The organism is Wukongibacter baidiensis (genome assembly GCF_050888315.1).
GTDB lineage: Bacteria > Bacillota > Clostridia > Peptostreptococcales > Caminicellaceae > Wukongibacter > Wukongibacter baidiensis.
This window is the reverse complement of record NZ_CP138202.1, coordinates 5,957,131-5,971,493: the sequence shown is the minus strand read 5'-3', so window position 1 is coordinate 5,971,493 and position 14,363 is coordinate 5,957,131. Positions and strand designations below refer to the sequence as shown.

16 protein-coding genes are annotated in these 14,363 nt (G+C 34.2%); all 16 read right to left on the bottom strand.

Features of this window, described 5'->3' with window-relative positions:
* Positions 1-33 precede the first annotated feature (33 nt).
* Positions 34-615 (bottom strand): electron transport complex subunit RsxA, encoded by a 582-nt coding sequence (rsxA, locus tag R9X47_RS27355; protein ID WP_432664224.1) that lies wholly within the window; start codon positions 613-615, stop codon positions 34-36.
* A 44-nt stretch (positions 616-659) separates the two neighbouring features.
* Positions 660-1,232 carry an electron transport complex subunit RsxE gene (gene rsxE / locus R9X47_RS27350; RefSeq protein ID WP_432667701.1) on the bottom strand — a complete coding sequence of 191 codons (573 nt, stop codon included), beginning with the start codon at positions 1,230-1,232 and terminating at the stop codon, positions 660-662.
* 39 nt (positions 1,233-1,271) lie between these two features.
* Positions 1,272-1,850 carry an RnfABCDGE type electron transport complex subunit G gene (locus tag R9X47_RS27345; protein ID WP_432664223.1) on the bottom strand — a complete coding sequence of 193 codons (579 nt, stop codon included), beginning with the start codon at positions 1,848-1,850 and terminating at the stop codon, positions 1,272-1,274.
* A 1-nt stretch (position 1,851) separates the two neighbouring features.
* Positions 1,852-2,805 (bottom strand): RnfABCDGE type electron transport complex subunit D, encoded by a 954-nt coding sequence (locus R9X47_RS27340; RefSeq protein WP_432664222.1) that lies wholly within the window; start codon positions 2,803-2,805, stop codon positions 1,852-1,854.
* Positions 2,806-2,817: 12 nt separating this feature from the next.
* The gene (gene rsxC, locus R9X47_RS27335; RefSeq protein ID WP_432664221.1) at positions 2,818-4,140 is read right to left on the bottom strand and encodes an electron transport complex subunit RsxC; all 1,323 of its coding nucleotides are present in this window, start codon (positions 4,138-4,140) and stop codon (positions 2,818-2,820) included.
* Positions 4,141-4,673: 533 nt separating this feature from the next.
* A complete protein-coding gene (locus R9X47_RS27330) occupies positions 4,674-5,213 on the bottom strand; it encodes an ATP-binding protein (RefSeq protein ID WP_432664220.1) in 540 nt (179 codons plus the stop codon).
* 92 nt (positions 5,214-5,305) lie between these two features.
* The gene (locus tag R9X47_RS27325; protein ID WP_432664219.1) at positions 5,306-6,013 is read right to left on the bottom strand and encodes a PHP domain-containing protein; all 708 of its coding nucleotides are present in this window, start codon (positions 6,011-6,013) and stop codon (positions 5,306-5,308) included.
* On the bottom strand, positions 6,014-6,349 hold the full coding sequence (locus R9X47_RS27320; protein ID WP_432664218.1) for a DRTGG domain-containing protein: 336 nt from the start codon (positions 6,347-6,349) through the stop codon (positions 6,014-6,016).
* A gap of 14 nt (positions 6,350-6,363) precedes the next feature.
* On the bottom strand, positions 6,364-7,617 hold the full coding sequence (locus R9X47_RS27315) for a [Fe-Fe] hydrogenase large subunit C-terminal domain-containing protein (RefSeq protein ID WP_432664217.1): 1,254 nt from the start codon (positions 7,615-7,617) through the stop codon (positions 6,364-6,366).
* Positions 7,618-7,666: 49 nt separating this feature from the next.
* Positions 7,667-8,104, bottom strand: a complete 438-nt coding sequence (locus R9X47_RS27310; protein ID WP_432664216.1) for an ATP-binding protein — start codon at positions 8,102-8,104, stop codon at positions 7,667-7,669.
* A 4-nt stretch (positions 8,105-8,108) separates the two neighbouring features.
* Complete coding sequence (locus tag R9X47_RS27305; protein WP_432664215.1) at positions 8,109-8,465, bottom strand: DRTGG domain-containing protein; 357 nt, start codon at positions 8,463-8,465, stop codon at positions 8,109-8,111.
* A 17-nt stretch (positions 8,466-8,482) separates the two neighbouring features.
* Positions 8,483-9,421 carry an SPOR domain-containing protein gene (locus tag R9X47_RS27300; RefSeq protein WP_432664214.1) on the bottom strand — a complete coding sequence of 313 codons (939 nt, stop codon included), beginning with the start codon at positions 9,419-9,421 and terminating at the stop codon, positions 8,483-8,485.
* A 320-nt stretch (positions 9,422-9,741) separates the two neighbouring features.
* Positions 9,742-9,876, bottom strand: coding sequence for a hypothetical protein (locus tag R9X47_RS27295; protein WP_432664213.1), 135 nt, complete (start codon positions 9,874-9,876; stop codon positions 9,742-9,744).
* 137 nt (positions 9,877-10,013) lie between these two features.
* A complete protein-coding gene (locus R9X47_RS27290) occupies positions 10,014-11,108 on the bottom strand; it encodes a GerAB/ArcD/ProY family transporter (protein ID WP_432664212.1) in 1,095 nt (364 codons plus the stop codon).
* 236 nt (positions 11,109-11,344) lie between these two features.
* Positions 11,345-12,322: a galactose-1-phosphate uridylyltransferase gene (gene galT, locus R9X47_RS27285; RefSeq protein ID WP_432664211.1), complete on the bottom strand. Its 978-nt coding sequence runs from the start codon at positions 12,320-12,322 to the stop codon at positions 11,345-11,347.
* Positions 12,323-12,617: 295 nt separating this feature from the next.
* Complete coding sequence (locus tag R9X47_RS27280; protein WP_432664210.1) at positions 12,618-14,189, bottom strand: DUF4489 domain-containing protein; 1,572 nt, start codon at positions 14,187-14,189, stop codon at positions 12,618-12,620.
* Between the last annotated feature and the right edge of the window lie 174 nt (positions 14,190-14,363).

Below are 14,363 nucleotides of genomic sequence, written 5' to 3'. Positions count from 1 at the left end.
AAAAGCTTAAGTCATTTAGATTTATCAAGATGATTACACTAATCCCGCAAATCCTAAGAATGCTATTGACATTAAGCTAGCAGTAATAAGTGCTATAGGAAATCCTTTAAAAGGAGTAGGTACATCCGCAACCTCCAGCTTTTCTCTGATCCCAGCAAATAACACTATAGCTAGGGAGAATCCTATAGCCGCACCAATTGAATGAACAATTGTTTGAATTAAACCAAATTTAAATTGTATATTAAGTAACGCAAGCCCTAGAACCGCACAGTTAGTTGTTATAAGTGGTAAGAAAACACCAAGTGCTTGATAAAGTGTCGGACTCATCTTTTGAAGTACAATTTCAACAAACTGAACTAATGAAGCTATAACTAGTATAAAAGCTATAGTTTGCAGATATTCAATATTGAAAGGTACTAATATTAATTTCTGAACAAAATAAGTCAGTATTCCTGCTAACGTCATAACAAAGGTAACTGCCATACCCATTCCCATCGCTGTTTCAACTTGCTTAGAAACACCTAGGAAAGGACAGATTCCAAGGAATCTTGATAGAACAAAGTTATTTACTAATATTGAACTAACAAGTAGCACAAAGATACCTGCATTTTCCATATTATTCCCTCCTAAACTATATTAAGGGTTATTTTCTAATTACCCTATGCCGATCTCGACTTTAATACATTATTAATTGCTAACAATATACCTAGGGCTAAGAATGCACCTGGAGGTAATATCATAATTAAAGCAGGCTTATAAGCAGCGCCAAAAATGCTAAAGCCAAAAATACTTCCAGCACCAAATAGTTCTCTAATAGCTCCTAATAATGTTAATGCCCATGTAAATCCAAGTCCCATTCCTATACCGTCGAATGTAGAACCTAATATACCGTTTTTAGAAGCATATGATTCCGCCCTTGCAAGTATAAGACAGTTAACAACTATAAGTGGTATAAACAGTCCAAGTGACTTGTAAAGAGCTTGCATATAACCTTCCATTAACATTCCTACCATTGTAACGAAGGTAGCAATTACAACTATAAATATTGGAATCCTGATTTTGCTAGGAACAACTTTTCTAAGTAAAGATATAACTACATTGGAACAAATCAAAACCGCTGTTGATGCAAGACCCATACCCAATCCATTTTTAGCAGAAGTAGTAACCGCTAGAGTAGGACACATTCCTAACAATTGAAAAAATATTGGGTTTTCCTTAAAGAGTCCATTCATTAAATTCTTAACTGGATTCAATATATCTCACCTCCACTATTATTTACCTGAGATTTCCTTGAAGGTATCTATCGCTATGTTTACCCCTGCTGTTACAGCATCAGAAGTAATTGTCGCTCCTGAAATCGCTTGAATCTGATTCTCTTCTGTTGGCTCAGTTTTAGTAACTGCGATTTCAGTTTCTGCGCTCTTATTTTCGTATTGGTCATAGAATGAAGGTAATGCAGCATTTGCTCCTAGTCCCGGTGTCTCTTGGTGATTACCAACCCTAACACCAGTAACCTTTCCTTCCATACCTATTCCTGTCATAACCTCAACAGTTCCACCATAACCCGATGGAAGAGTCTTGAAGGTGTAGCCTACAACGCTGTCTCCCTTGTATCCAGCGAAGACTTCAGCAACCTTATTGTTTTTACTAACTATCTCATTAAGTTTATCTTCTTCTAAAGGCTTAAAGTTTTCCGCACTAGGCAAAATACTCTTTCTAGCCTCTTCATTTGCTAAATTTCTTTGGAACGCAATTTGATCCTTAGTAACTTCATTTGTAATAGCCAAAGCTCCAGCTGCAACTACACAAACAATCAATAGTATTATTCCTAATTTTACTATTTCCTTCATGTTACTTCACCTCCCCAAAAACTCTAGGGCTAGTATACTTATCAATAAGTGGTGATGCTACGTTCATTAATAGTATAGAATATGACACACCCTCTGGATATCCACCATAAAGCCTGATTATACTTGTGATCAATCCACAGCCTAAGGCAAATATTATCTGACCCTTAGGTGTTACAGGAGATGATGAATAATCAGTTGCCATATAAATAGCACCTATCATAAGTCCACCTGCTAGTACTTGATATATCATAAAGTACGGATCCCATCCACCAAGTACAAATGTCATTACTGCAACTGTTGCTATGTATATTACCGGTATACGAGGAGTTATTACGCCTCTGTACACTAAGTAAACTCCACCTATTATCAATGCTAAAGCCGAAGTTTCTCCAATACATCCTCCAGTATTACCAATAAGAAGCTTGAATAATGAAGGAAGCTGCTCAGTTGCACTCGAAACTGTGTCTGCACTATTTATTAGAGCTAATGGTGTTGCAGTAGTAACAGCGTCTGCACCTGGTTTTACCCAGCTAGTCATCTCAACTGGCCATGATGCTAAAAGCATTGCACGCGCTGCTAAAGCTGGATTCATAAAGTTATGTCCAAGACCACCAAACATTTGCTTTACAACTGCAATAGCGAAAATAGATCCAATAATAGGAATCCACCATGGTGCTGATGCAGGTATGTTAAAGGCTACAAGTAAACCTGTTACAACTGCACTCCAGTCGTTAATTGAAACTTCTTGTTTTCTAAGTTTTTGTATTCCAGCCTCAGTCACGATAGCTGCCAATACTGCAAATAATATAACCTTTACAGCTCCTAATCGAAAGTAGTATATCCCAGCTAAAGTTGCCGGTAATAACGCTATAACTACATCCCTCATCACACTACTTATAGTTTCACTAGATCTTATATGAGGCGATGACGAAGCTATTAACTTATTATTCATCAAATTACCCCCTAACTACTTTGTTTTTCTTTTTTTAGCTATTATCTCACGTTTTGCAACACGAATTGATTGTAATAAAGGTCTCTTAGAAGGGCAAATAAATGAACATGACCCGCATTCAATACAATCTAAAGCATTATATTTTTCTGACGTCTCAAACATGTTGTTTAATGAATATGCACTTATATATAGCGGTTGTAAAAATGCTGGACAGATTTCTACACATTTACCGCATTTAATACAATTTTTAGGCTTTGGAAGTGACGCTTCATCAGGTGTAAATACTAATATTCCCGAAGTCGTCTTTACTGCTGGTATTTCATCGGTATGCACAGCAAGACCCATCATTGGACCACCCATAATGATTTTTCCAATATTTCCGCTGTATCCACCACATTGCTCAACAATCTCCTTGAAGCTTGTACCAACCTTAATAAGTAGATTTTTCGGTTCCTTTATACCTTTTCCAGTTACAGTACAAATTCTTTCGATAAGTGGCATACCTGTTTTAATTGCATCTGCAATAGCTGCAGCAGTTCCAACATTGTTTACCACTACGCCTACTGCCATAGGAAGTCCACCAGAAGGAACTTCTCTCTTCGTACATGCATAAATAAGCTGTTTTTCAGCACCTTGAGGATATTTAGTATGTAGACCAACAACCTCAATGCCCTTTTCGTTTTTAACAGCTTCTTTCATTACTTTAATTGCGTCCGGCTTATTATCTTCAATACCAATATAAGCCTTTTCAACATTTACAACCTTCATCATTGCCTTTAATCCATAAACTATGTCTCCAGGATTTTCTAGCATTAGCCTATGATCGGCTGTAAGATAAGGCTCACACTCAGCACCATTTAAGATTATAGTATCAATCTTATTTTCCGGTGGCGGTGATAGTTTTACATGGGTTGGGAATCCTGCTCCACCCATTCCTACAATACCCGCTTCTTTAATGATGTTCTTTATTTCTTCTCCACTCAATGTTGCAATATCGCCCTTAGGTGTAACGTTTTCATGAAGGGTATCTAGTCCATCGGACTCGATGATAACACATAAAGCTTCCCCACTTGGAGTAAGACTCTTTTTTACTCCCTTGACTTTGCCAGATACACTACTGTGTATAGGTGCTGAAACGAAGGAAGTTGCTTCACCAATTTTTTGGCCAACCTTTACTTCGTCGCCAGGCTTCACTAAAGGTTCACATGGCGCACCAATGTGCTGACTAAGGGGAATGGTTACAATTTTCGGCTGGGCAGCCTTTTCAATCGCATGTCTTGAAGTAGGCTCTTTAAAATGTGGAGGATGTACTCCACCTCTAAATGACAAAAGCCCCATTTTATATCACTCCTCTTAAAGTAATTATAAACAATAAAAATAGTATTTATTAGTCCCCTTTAATAGTATACAGTATACAAAGCCTTTTTTAAAGGTTAATTTTGTACTTATCTGTAAACTATTACTTAAATATGGTACCTTGTATTATTTTTATTGTCAATCTTCGATATTTTTTTAACTTTCAATATAGTTCTTCATTATAAATATCAATTTTTAAGGTAATTTACTGTATTGTATGAGGATATTACTTATAGAGATTCCAGTCAAAACTTTAACTTATATACATCAAAATACCCCAGTACCATAAAATATTTTTATATGTATAAATTAAGCTTCACTAAGAACTATGTATTAGGAATTCAGTTATGAGATGGTATATTGCGGGCAATAAAAAAAGCCGCAATATAAAAGGCTATAAATCCATGGCCTATTTATGCGACTCTCCAACTCACGTCTCTTATATAGTAGTATTAATTTATGCCATGAATTATACCATTTAATTATTCAAATGTAAATAAATTACTACCATATTTTCACTTCAACTCCTTGATCCCTTCAATAATATTACCTTTTATCCACTCTAAAACATCCATACCGTTTATAGGAACCTCACCTAAAACCTCTTTAATCTCCTTAGTGCTTAACATATATTCTTTATCATTTATTATATGTTTATAAATAAAATCAATATTTATATCCGATGAAACTAACACCACCATAGTGTCAGGCATATTCCCTATAGGTACTCTGTCAATATGGCTATGCTTAAATACGGCTTCAACATAGGTTCCCTTGCCCTTCTCCGAGGTAATTTTAAAGGATCCATCACAGGCCTCTGCCGAAGCCTTAAACATAGGTATTCCAAGACCAACCTTTCTTGTTGTACGGCTTGTAAAAAAGGGACTTATAACCTTAGACACCTCTTCCTCACTCATACCTTTACCGTTGTCCTCAATAATAATTGTTAAAGTGTCTTCATTTAAATTCTCATTTATTACAATCTCTATAACAGAAGCTCCTGCAACAATAGAATTCTGTGCAATATCTAAAATATGCATTGATAGCTCTCTCATAAATATTTCCCCTTATACTGCGTATTCTGTACTTTAGCTTTCAAATCTTCATGAAAAAATATCAACTCCACCTTAAATATTATGCCTCTCAACTATTTAAGAAAATTGAAAACAGAGTCAATATCCTTAGCATCAACCTCCATATAATTAACCGGCTCAGAAATATCGCCTAAATAATGTGCGTCAGAATTGACAATTATTTTGTATTTCTCTAAGTACTTATTTTTGCTAATAAAATCTTCCCTATTGCATTTCTTTGAAAATTCGATGATTTTTATATCTAAATTGAAAGGGACAAAACCTAAGTTCGATATAACACTAAAGTTTCTTTTATCCACATGGGCAGGTATAACTACACCATTCAACTCACTAACCGTTGAAAAAACCTTATCTATACTCATGTTTACCGATGAAACTAATAGTCTGCTTTCCTTGCAGGCAGTATTTCCATCCACATCAAAAACTAATTGTTCTCCAAAGAAATCCGGCTTATTAGGTACATCTGGTATTAATTTATCTACAATCTCTCCAAACTGAAGGGCAGACTCTATATTTCTAAAAAGACAAATCAAATGTACTTCCTCTTTGGTTTGAATCTCCATACCTGGAATAACTATTATGTCATTACCCTTGGCCGCTTCTAGACATGGTATACAGTTTTTTACGGAGTTATGGTCAGTTATAGCAATTACATCTAATCCCTTTATTATAGACATGTTTATAATATTCATTGGAGACATGTCGTTATCCCCACATGGGGATAACGCAGTATGAATATGCAAGTCGTAGAATAGTTTCATTTATCTCATCCCAGCTTCATAGAACTTTGTAAAAATCTTAAAGCTGTCAAGATCAGTTGACAGGATAGGTATCCCCTCATCGTTAGCCTTTTCAATTGTATCCTCATCTACATCGATGGACTCAGGTACTATAACACAGGCTAAATTAAGTAATGATGCAATAGCCACAATATTCATATGGGTTTGAACAGTGATCCATGCATCTCCATCCTTAGCATGTGACATTACCCAGCTAAGCAAATCACAGCAATATAAACCACTAATTTCTTTCTCTAGACTATCTTCACCAGCTAAAACCTTAAATTCAAATTTATCTCTTAAGTCCTTAATAATCATCTTAATTCCCCCCGTTATTTATCAACTTTTTTCTTCATTTTTATTATACAGTCTTCTAGCTTAGCCTTTCCTCTAACAACATCCTCTGCCATTGCGTGACAGTTTGGGGCTCCACATGAACCGCAGTCTATTCCAGGTAGCTCCTTATTAATCATATCTATAAGTTCCATCTTTTCTATTGCCTTTTCGATATCTGCATCAAGCTTCATGATACCTAAAGATTTGATTTCTTCTGTCCATCCTACATCTATACCTTCAAGTTGTTTAGCCACCTCTGCTTCATCCAATCTATCTTTCTCACAATTATTAGCTAATTGTCTAATTCTATTTTTGGCTACAAAGGGATTCTCAACATTAAGAGGTCCTCCAACACATCCCGTGACACAGGCATAACCTTCAAAGAAATCAATATTATTAAGCTTTCCGAGTTCAATCTCTTCAAGAACCTTAATAACGTTTTCAATTCCATCTACAGCTAAGAATTTTTCTAGGCCTAAGGCGAAACTTTGTCCACCAACCCTTGCCCATCCAATTCCCTGACCAGAGGCTTTTTGAATCTTATTGTTTTTTTCTACGTCGTCGTAAATTTTTAAGAGTTTTGTATAAATTGATTTTATTGGAATTGCGCCATCAACATAGGATTTTTCTATACCTATAGGCTTCTTGATGCTTGTGATTTTGGCAGGACATTGAGTAATATAGAATGCCCCGATATCGTTAAGATTTAGACAATGTTCTTTAGAGGCTTGTTGTTTAGCTAATCTTGCAGCTATTTCCATAGGTGATTCAAGATTTATTATATTATCTATTAAAGATGGGAATCTAATTTGTATGAGTCGTGTTATTGCCGGACACAATGTAGCAATCAACGGTTTAGTCTTACTCTCCTTTAGAATGTCGCTTTGCAAAGATGATACCAGATCAGCTGCATATGCCACATCATACACCATGTCAAATCCCAACTCATAAAAACAGTTAAAAACTTTATTTATATCCATATCTAGTCCAAATTGGCCATATAGAGGTAAGGAAACCAAGGCTATCTTAAACTTGTACTTTTCAATGGATTTCAAATCATCAGCAAAAGCCTTTTTAGCATGATATGGACAGACTCTAATACATTCCCCACAATCAATACATCTTTCCTTGATAATCTTTGCCTTGCCATCTCTTATTCTAATAGCCTCAGTTGGACATCTTCTTAAACAAATTGTACATCCATTACACTTTTCTTTTTCCAAAGCAACTGAGTGCCAATAATCTTTCATTTACTATCCCCCAATATTAAAAATATTAGAACGCAATATTAATTTTAGATTATAGGTTCATCACCATTTTAACAGTGGTTCCTTTACCAACTTCGGATTCAATATAAAACTCATCACTCGATCTCTTAATATTAGGTAATCCCATACCTGCACCAAATCCTAATTCTCTAACTTTATTTGATGCAGTAGAAAAGCCCTTCTGCATAGCAAGATCAATGTCCTTGATACCAGGGCCATTATCTTTAGCAATTATTTCAATTTTATCTGGCTTTATATAAACTGTTATTTTTCCACCCTCAGAATGGATAACAACATTTATTTCTGCTTCATATGTGGCGATAGCAGTTTTTCTGATAACGCTAGAGTCAATACCAAGCTGTCTTAGTACCTTTTTAATGCTACTGGAAGCTTCTCCTGCTCTAGCAAAATCATCCTTTACTATCTCATACTCAAGCTTTATTCCTGTACTTTTTTCATTTAAATCCATTCTTTTATATTCCTCCAATTGTAATGCCTTTTAGTCCATTATTATATAGTATTCCACAAGAGGTATATAGGGTATGATTTGTAGCTAATAGAGCTATTCCCATTTCTCTTGCCATATCTATCACTTCCTGCGGAGGAGTCTTTCCTCTTACAAAAACAATAGCATTAATATCTAACATTTCAGCGGTTCTAATTACCTGTAGATTTGTAAGACCAGTTAATAGTAAAATTTTATCTTCTACAAAGGCCAAAACATCACTCATCAGGTCACAACCAAAGGCTCCAGTTACTACAACCTCCGAGTGCTCGTCTCCCGATAAAAACTCTGCATCTAGTAAATGTTTAACTTCTCCCACTAACATTTATGTCGTTTACCTCCTTATATTATACCCTCAAATGAATTCAAGCTTTCCATGAAAATTTCAAATAATTTAGTCCTGTCTGAGAAGTTAGACTTCTTAGCTTCTGTAAGTTTTGTTTTTGCTGTCGTTACGATATTATTGAACTTACTGTTAAAATTTTTGAAGTCGTCAGAAGGACTAACAGTCGATATAGATTTTGCGATTCCATCTAGACTGTTAATTTGACTATCAACAAATTGTGTTATTTTGCTTGTCTCTAAAGTATTAATATCATTATTAGCCAAGAAACTAGAATAACTTTCGTAATACTTCTTAAGCTCCTTTATTTGTTTTGAAGCAACTTCACTATACCCTTTTCCCGATTCCCCATAGTTTACTTCTCTAGTCGGTAATTGTTTTGGTGAAATGAAAGCATCTGCGTAAACATCCTTAATACTATTTTTGTACTTATCAGCGCTTTCTCTTTGAACAAAGGACATAACCATAACCCTATATCTATCGGATTCAACAATATATCCAGATAGACCCTTATCCTTTAAATTTTTCACCTGGGTCTCAGCATGAGCTTTATTGTCAAAGCTTCCAACCTGGATGTTGAAAATATTTAAAGGTGGTACTTCAAGAGAATATAATTTTTTCTCAGCGGTCTGTTCTTTCCCTTCATTATTGCTAGCCGTTTCTTTTGTTTCATTAGTTTCCTTTGATCCCTCTGTTCCATTTGAAGCTGGTGTTTTTTCGTTATCAACGTTTTTCTGGGGTTTTAAATCAACCTTCTTTTGTGTGGTATTCCCGCTAGCGCTGGTATTTTGGCTAGTTAAATATTTAGGTATTATAAAATATTTTGTCCCAAAATAGCCTATGCTTATTGCTAATACACATAATAGTGCTATAGCCCCTAGTATTTTTACAATATTGTTATTATTACTTTTTCTAGTCTTAGTCCTATTTCGTCTCATATAACCCCTCCTAAAATATTTATAGAAGTCGCAACAAATCCTTTGCGCTCTATATACTTAAGAAAACTGCATGATTTTTCTCTCTATAATTATATTTTTTAATCAAACAATTCTCTTAAAACTAACAATGGTACATCCTCAATCACATATATTATATCATATTATTGTTTTCTATAGATTAGTCTAAATTATGTTATTCAAATTAAAAAAATACTGAAAATTCGTATTTTTTTCATAACTATATCTTACGTCCATTTTCCTAATTTCCTATGTATTATAAAAAAAACCACAGTTAACAAGTAACCATGGCTTTTTTTCTGCTAAATTCTATTTTCAAATTTTGTTACAACCATTTGAATAGCTTCTTCTAATCTGTTTTTATTATCATCATCCACTTTTTCATAAATGATTTTTAGCTTTTCAAGTAAGTTTAAGTAATCACTTTTCGATGTCATAATAGTTCCCTCACTTTTCAGAATATTCTTTATTTATTATACATTTTTTAGAGCCAGATTTCAACAACTTTTTAACAATTCAATGATAATTTTTTATAATTACTAATAACTATCAAATAATCCTATTCATTTTATGATCACGTCGAGATATCTGTTAATTTTTTCTTTTTGATTTCAGCAAATATTAATACAACAATGGGTATGATTACTCTGTTCAAAAAGCTAATATATGGCATTGCATCTCTATCAAATTCAAAAAAATCCATCGTGCCATACCATGTTAAATAGGTTAGGTTAACTAGCTGTGCTGCCACAGGGATCACAAGTATTCTATAGTCTCTAAGTCTAAAAATCTTAGATATTCCAATGCATATCGCTATTAAGTGTATACCCATTTTGACAAACCCACCTAACAGGAATAAAATGGATGATAACACCTCAACCCTCTGCATACTCATTATATTTATTCTAGTCACAGCGGCATGGGTAGAAAAATATTTGCTACCTGCTTGATTTACTCCAAGTACTAGAATAACACTAAGGGAGGTAGCAAACATTATTAAAGCTGATATTAGGAAGCCCTTAAGATATATATTGTAAGGTGATTTTCTTTTCCTAAAGCTAGAAAATACCGCAGAGAATACAACTATTTGAGAAAAAGGGAATACAAGTATTTTAAAAGACCCAAGAGCTAAGGGTTTAATTCCCTTTGCCAGCATAGGTTTAATATTATTTATATTCATGTCTGGAATAAATAGTATTAGCATAATAACCGTAAGAGGAATAACTACCTTGATAAATAATTCACCCCATCGTCCCAAGACCTCAATCCCCTTCTTAGAAGCATAAGCAACTACTCCTGAAAAGAGGAATATTATAATTATAATCGGTGTATCTATTAACCCAACTACGGTTATAAATTCTCCATGATGCCTTATAATCGTTCCTTGAATGGCAATAAGATGTAAAACAAAAAATATTATCACTAGATTACCAAGAAACCTCCCAAAGCAAATCTGAATAATATCATATAAATCTTTATCAGGAAAAATATATTGTAATCTAGCATATATAAATACCATCGGAAGAGATAACACTATTCCTAAAATAGATGCTAACCATACATCTTGTTTTGCCTCAAGTCCTGGTACAGTTACAGAACCGGAGCCAATAACAAAAAGAATCACGAGAAATATACCTTGTCTATCAGAAACCACCTCTTTATTCAACACATACTCCTCCAAATAAAATACACCTGATAGCGAGTTATTACTCTGTGATTAATGTAAATCTTAACCTACAGAGATAACCTCTAAGAATCTTTGTTGCGAAACATTATTTAGTTTCTCCAAATCAATGTTTTTTTATAATAGGCTTCGAGAAATGATTAAAAGTAAAGTAGGAGGTCTATGATCTAGTCATAATCCTCCTACCAAACTGAGTCTCGATATTATTTTTCTTATTATTTTCACCACTTAAGGTGGTTAGCTATATCTTTGGGTCTAACTGAATTAACATGAATACCTGTTGACGTCTCAAAACCTCCCATACTGCCCATTTTAGGAGTAACATGTATATGCCATCTATAGAAATCGATTCTCTCTAGATTTAAGGGATGGGTATGAAAAAACATATTAAATGGAAAATTCCCAAGTAAGTTTTGCATCTTTTCAAATAGTATCTTTAATATGCCTGAAAGTTCTTCTATAGCATCGGTAGATATATCTTCAAATCTATTATTATGCTTATAAATAATCACTACTTCGTTGCTGTATATGGAAGCATAAGGCGCCATCACTATAAAGCTTTCCGTCTCATGGATAACTCTTTCATTCTTGCTTCTCTCATAATCAATTATGTATTCATGTAGACTTACTCCATTTTTATCAAAGTAAGCTCTAGCATTAGCTATTTCCTTAGCCGTATCTGGCGAAATAAGAGGCAAGGTAATGATTTGACTATGGGGATGCTCCAATGAGGCACCTCCCCTTTTTAAGTAGTTTTTGAAGATACTTATATACTGTACATTATCTTTTCCTTTAAGTTTACTGTATCTACTTTTTAAAATACTTAAATAATCAAAGAACTCTTCCTTCTCCATATTAAAGAAATTTCCGTTATGCTTATATGTATCTATTATCACTTCGTGGAACCCTTGACCCATAACGCACTTATATAATTCATGACTGCACTCATCTTCATACTCATCATTCAATATTGGGTATTTATTAGGTATCGCCCTTACACTCCATAGTCCATTTCTTTCTATTCTCTCTATCTCAGCAGGTACTATTTCCTCATTACCCGGGCAGAAGACACAGCACTTTCTGAACTCTGGAATCTCTTTCTTCTCTTCTGTTTTTTTGTAATCACAAGGTCTTTTAGCCCTCCCCGTCGCCATTATTACCATTTTATCTGTAAACAAATCTTGTCTTATTTGAGTCAAAATATATCACCTACTACTATATAGTTTTGTCTATTGTCTCTAAATTATAACTCATTACTCTTAATTTATCCAGTTAACAAGATAAAAGCACTTTATCCTTCTTAACTCGGCACTACTTTTTTCGTATCAGATTTTTCTTTAAATATGCAGTAAGTAAAAAAGCAGATATCTCTTATATAGCTCCCCTTATAAGGTACTAATACCAAGTAAATATTGTAAATAGAATTACATAATTTCTTATTTATATAATATAGTCAAAAAAATTAAGACGACCATAGTCGCCTTATATTTCTATTTATCCTTCCTGTGCCAATGCAGCCATTCTACCATTGCTAACAGTTGTAATTGCATATGCAAAATTAGTTGTTAGATATAATTCCACGGGTCTAACAGTTACAAAGTAGTCACAACACCCAGGACAAACTGCTAAGTCGCAATAAGTAAAGTCAAAGGTTTCTGTGGTTCTATCCAATAATAGTCGAACTCTATCCACTGTCCAGAGGGCAATTGATATAGGCGTTCCACCATCAATGCTTCTAAATAATTCATACCGCAACTGAACAACCGACGCGCCCACTTGAGATTCAGAGGCAATACTCAAAATACTGGAAAACTGGATATTCACCATTGGCTTACAAAGAGAAGTTGTATCAATGCTAACATGTGCTAATTGAAACGAGGCATCACTCGGTGAAGTGAAAGTCTTACTTCCATTACTATAGCCACACTCTAATAATATTTTTTTAGGTTTCGAATGTACTGGATTACAAATAGCGCAGTTACCTTCATCTTCAATCTTATTGTAATCACAATACTGGATGCAATCATTCTTCAATGGTTGAACATAGGCATTAATTTGGGTGTTGTAAATTCCCCAAGCTGTCAATCCTTCACCTTTAGATATTTCTAAAGGTGTAACTTCTACAAAATAGCTACAGCATTCCGATGTATTTAAAGATTCACAAAATATAAAACTAAATCCTCTTTCTTTTTGTTCTGTGGTAATAATGGCAGTATTATCTTCTTCAAATCTCCAAACCCCACATGATATTGGCTCACTACCTCCACATACTCTGAGTAATTCAAATTGTAATAAAATTTTACGAAAGCTTTGAAAGCTAGTTTTAACAATACTTGAAAATTCTACTAGAACTTTTGATCTACTTAAGCAGCTTGTGTCAATTGTAACATTAGCTAGACTTATGGGGATTTGAATATCAGATGGATTTGAAATTAAAGCTTGGTTTACTCCAGTCCCATTACCACATACCATTACAATTTTTTCTGATTCAAAATCTTTATGCTTTAGTGCATCTTTTGAGAATTTATTACTTTTATAATCACATAGTGATTGAGTTAATGCTGCTATTCGCCCATTACTGACCGTGGCAACACTACCAGCCCCAGTTATTTCAATTGGTGAGACAGTTACAAAGTAATCACAACAGTCACTGCATGGCTGGTATTCACAAAATATGAAATTAAATGACTCTTCTATACTGTTAATAGCCAAAAGTATTCTAGTATCTTTTTCAAAGATCCAAGTTCCTAATGATAATGGTTTCCTTCCATTACAGGATCTAAATAATTCATATTCTAATCGAATGATTCCCAGCGCTGTGGGTTCAGCTTTAACAAGACTGGAAAACTTTATTAACACTTTAGATTTATTTAAGCATGTAGTATCAACCCTAACACGGGCTATTTGAAATGGCATATAATTGGTTGATGTAAAGGTTCTACTTCCTCTACCCTCACCGCATTCCAGTATTACCTTTTGAGGTTCAGGGTGCTTTGATTTGCACTTAGCAAAATTATTCACAACCTCACAAGCTTTGTTATATTGATCAGCTTTATTTTTAGTCACTAATTTCCAACCTCCTATTTCTAATATCGCTATCAAATATTGAAATGCTCTATTTGTCATAACATATTATGGAAATCTATCATTAATTGATAGTAATATTAGGAGATTCAAAATGAGCACAATAAAAAGACAGGCATACTAACCTGTCTTTGTAGAATTAATTTAAATTGTTCA

What these genes read in the sequence shown, in the direction of transcription:
- rsxA (WP_432664224.1), bottom strand. Translation starts at nt 615, where the DNA reads ATGGAAAATGCAGGTATCTTTGTGCTACTTGTTAGTTCAATATTAGTA.
- R9X47_RS27320 (WP_432664218.1), bottom strand. Translation starts at nt 6,349, where the DNA reads ATGATTATTAAGGACTTAAGAGATAAATTTGAATTTAAGGTTTTAGCT.
- R9X47_RS27310 (WP_432664216.1), bottom strand. Translation starts at nt 8,104, where the DNA reads ATGGATTTAAATGAAAAAAGTACAGGAATAAAGCTTGAGTATGAGATA.
- rsxE (WP_432667701.1), bottom strand. Translation starts at nt 1,232, where the DNA reads ATGAATGGACTCTTTAAGGAAAACCCAATATTTTTTCAATTGTTAGGA.
- R9X47_RS27305 (WP_432664215.1), bottom strand. Translation starts at nt 8,465, where the DNA reads ATGTTAGTGGGAGAAGTTAAACATTTACTAGATGCAGAGTTTTTATCG.
- R9X47_RS27315 (WP_432664217.1), bottom strand. Translation starts at nt 7,617, where the DNA reads ATGAAAGATTATTGGCACTCAGTTGCTTTGGAAAAAGAAAAGTGTAAT.
- R9X47_RS27300 (WP_432664214.1), bottom strand. Translation starts at nt 9,421, where the DNA reads ATGAGACGAAATAGGACTAAGACTAGAAAAAGTAATAATAACAATATT.
- R9X47_RS27345 (WP_432664223.1), bottom strand. Translation starts at nt 1,850, where the DNA reads ATGAAGGAAATAGTAAAATTAGGAATAATACTATTGATTGTTTGTGTA.
- R9X47_RS27295 (WP_432664213.1), bottom strand. Translation starts at nt 9,876, where the DNA reads ATGACATCGAAAAGTGATTACTTAAACTTACTTGAAAAGCTAAAAATC.
- rsxC (WP_432664221.1), bottom strand. Translation starts at nt 4,140, where the DNA reads ATGGGGCTTTTGTCATTTAGAGGTGGAGTACATCCTCCACATTTTAAA.
- R9X47_RS27330 (WP_432664220.1), bottom strand. Translation starts at nt 5,213, where the DNA reads ATGAGAGAGCTATCAATGCATATTTTAGATATTGCACAGAATTCTATT.
- R9X47_RS27325 (WP_432664219.1), bottom strand. Translation starts at nt 6,013, where the DNA reads ATGAAACTATTCTACGACTTGCATATTCATACTGCGTTATCCCCATGT.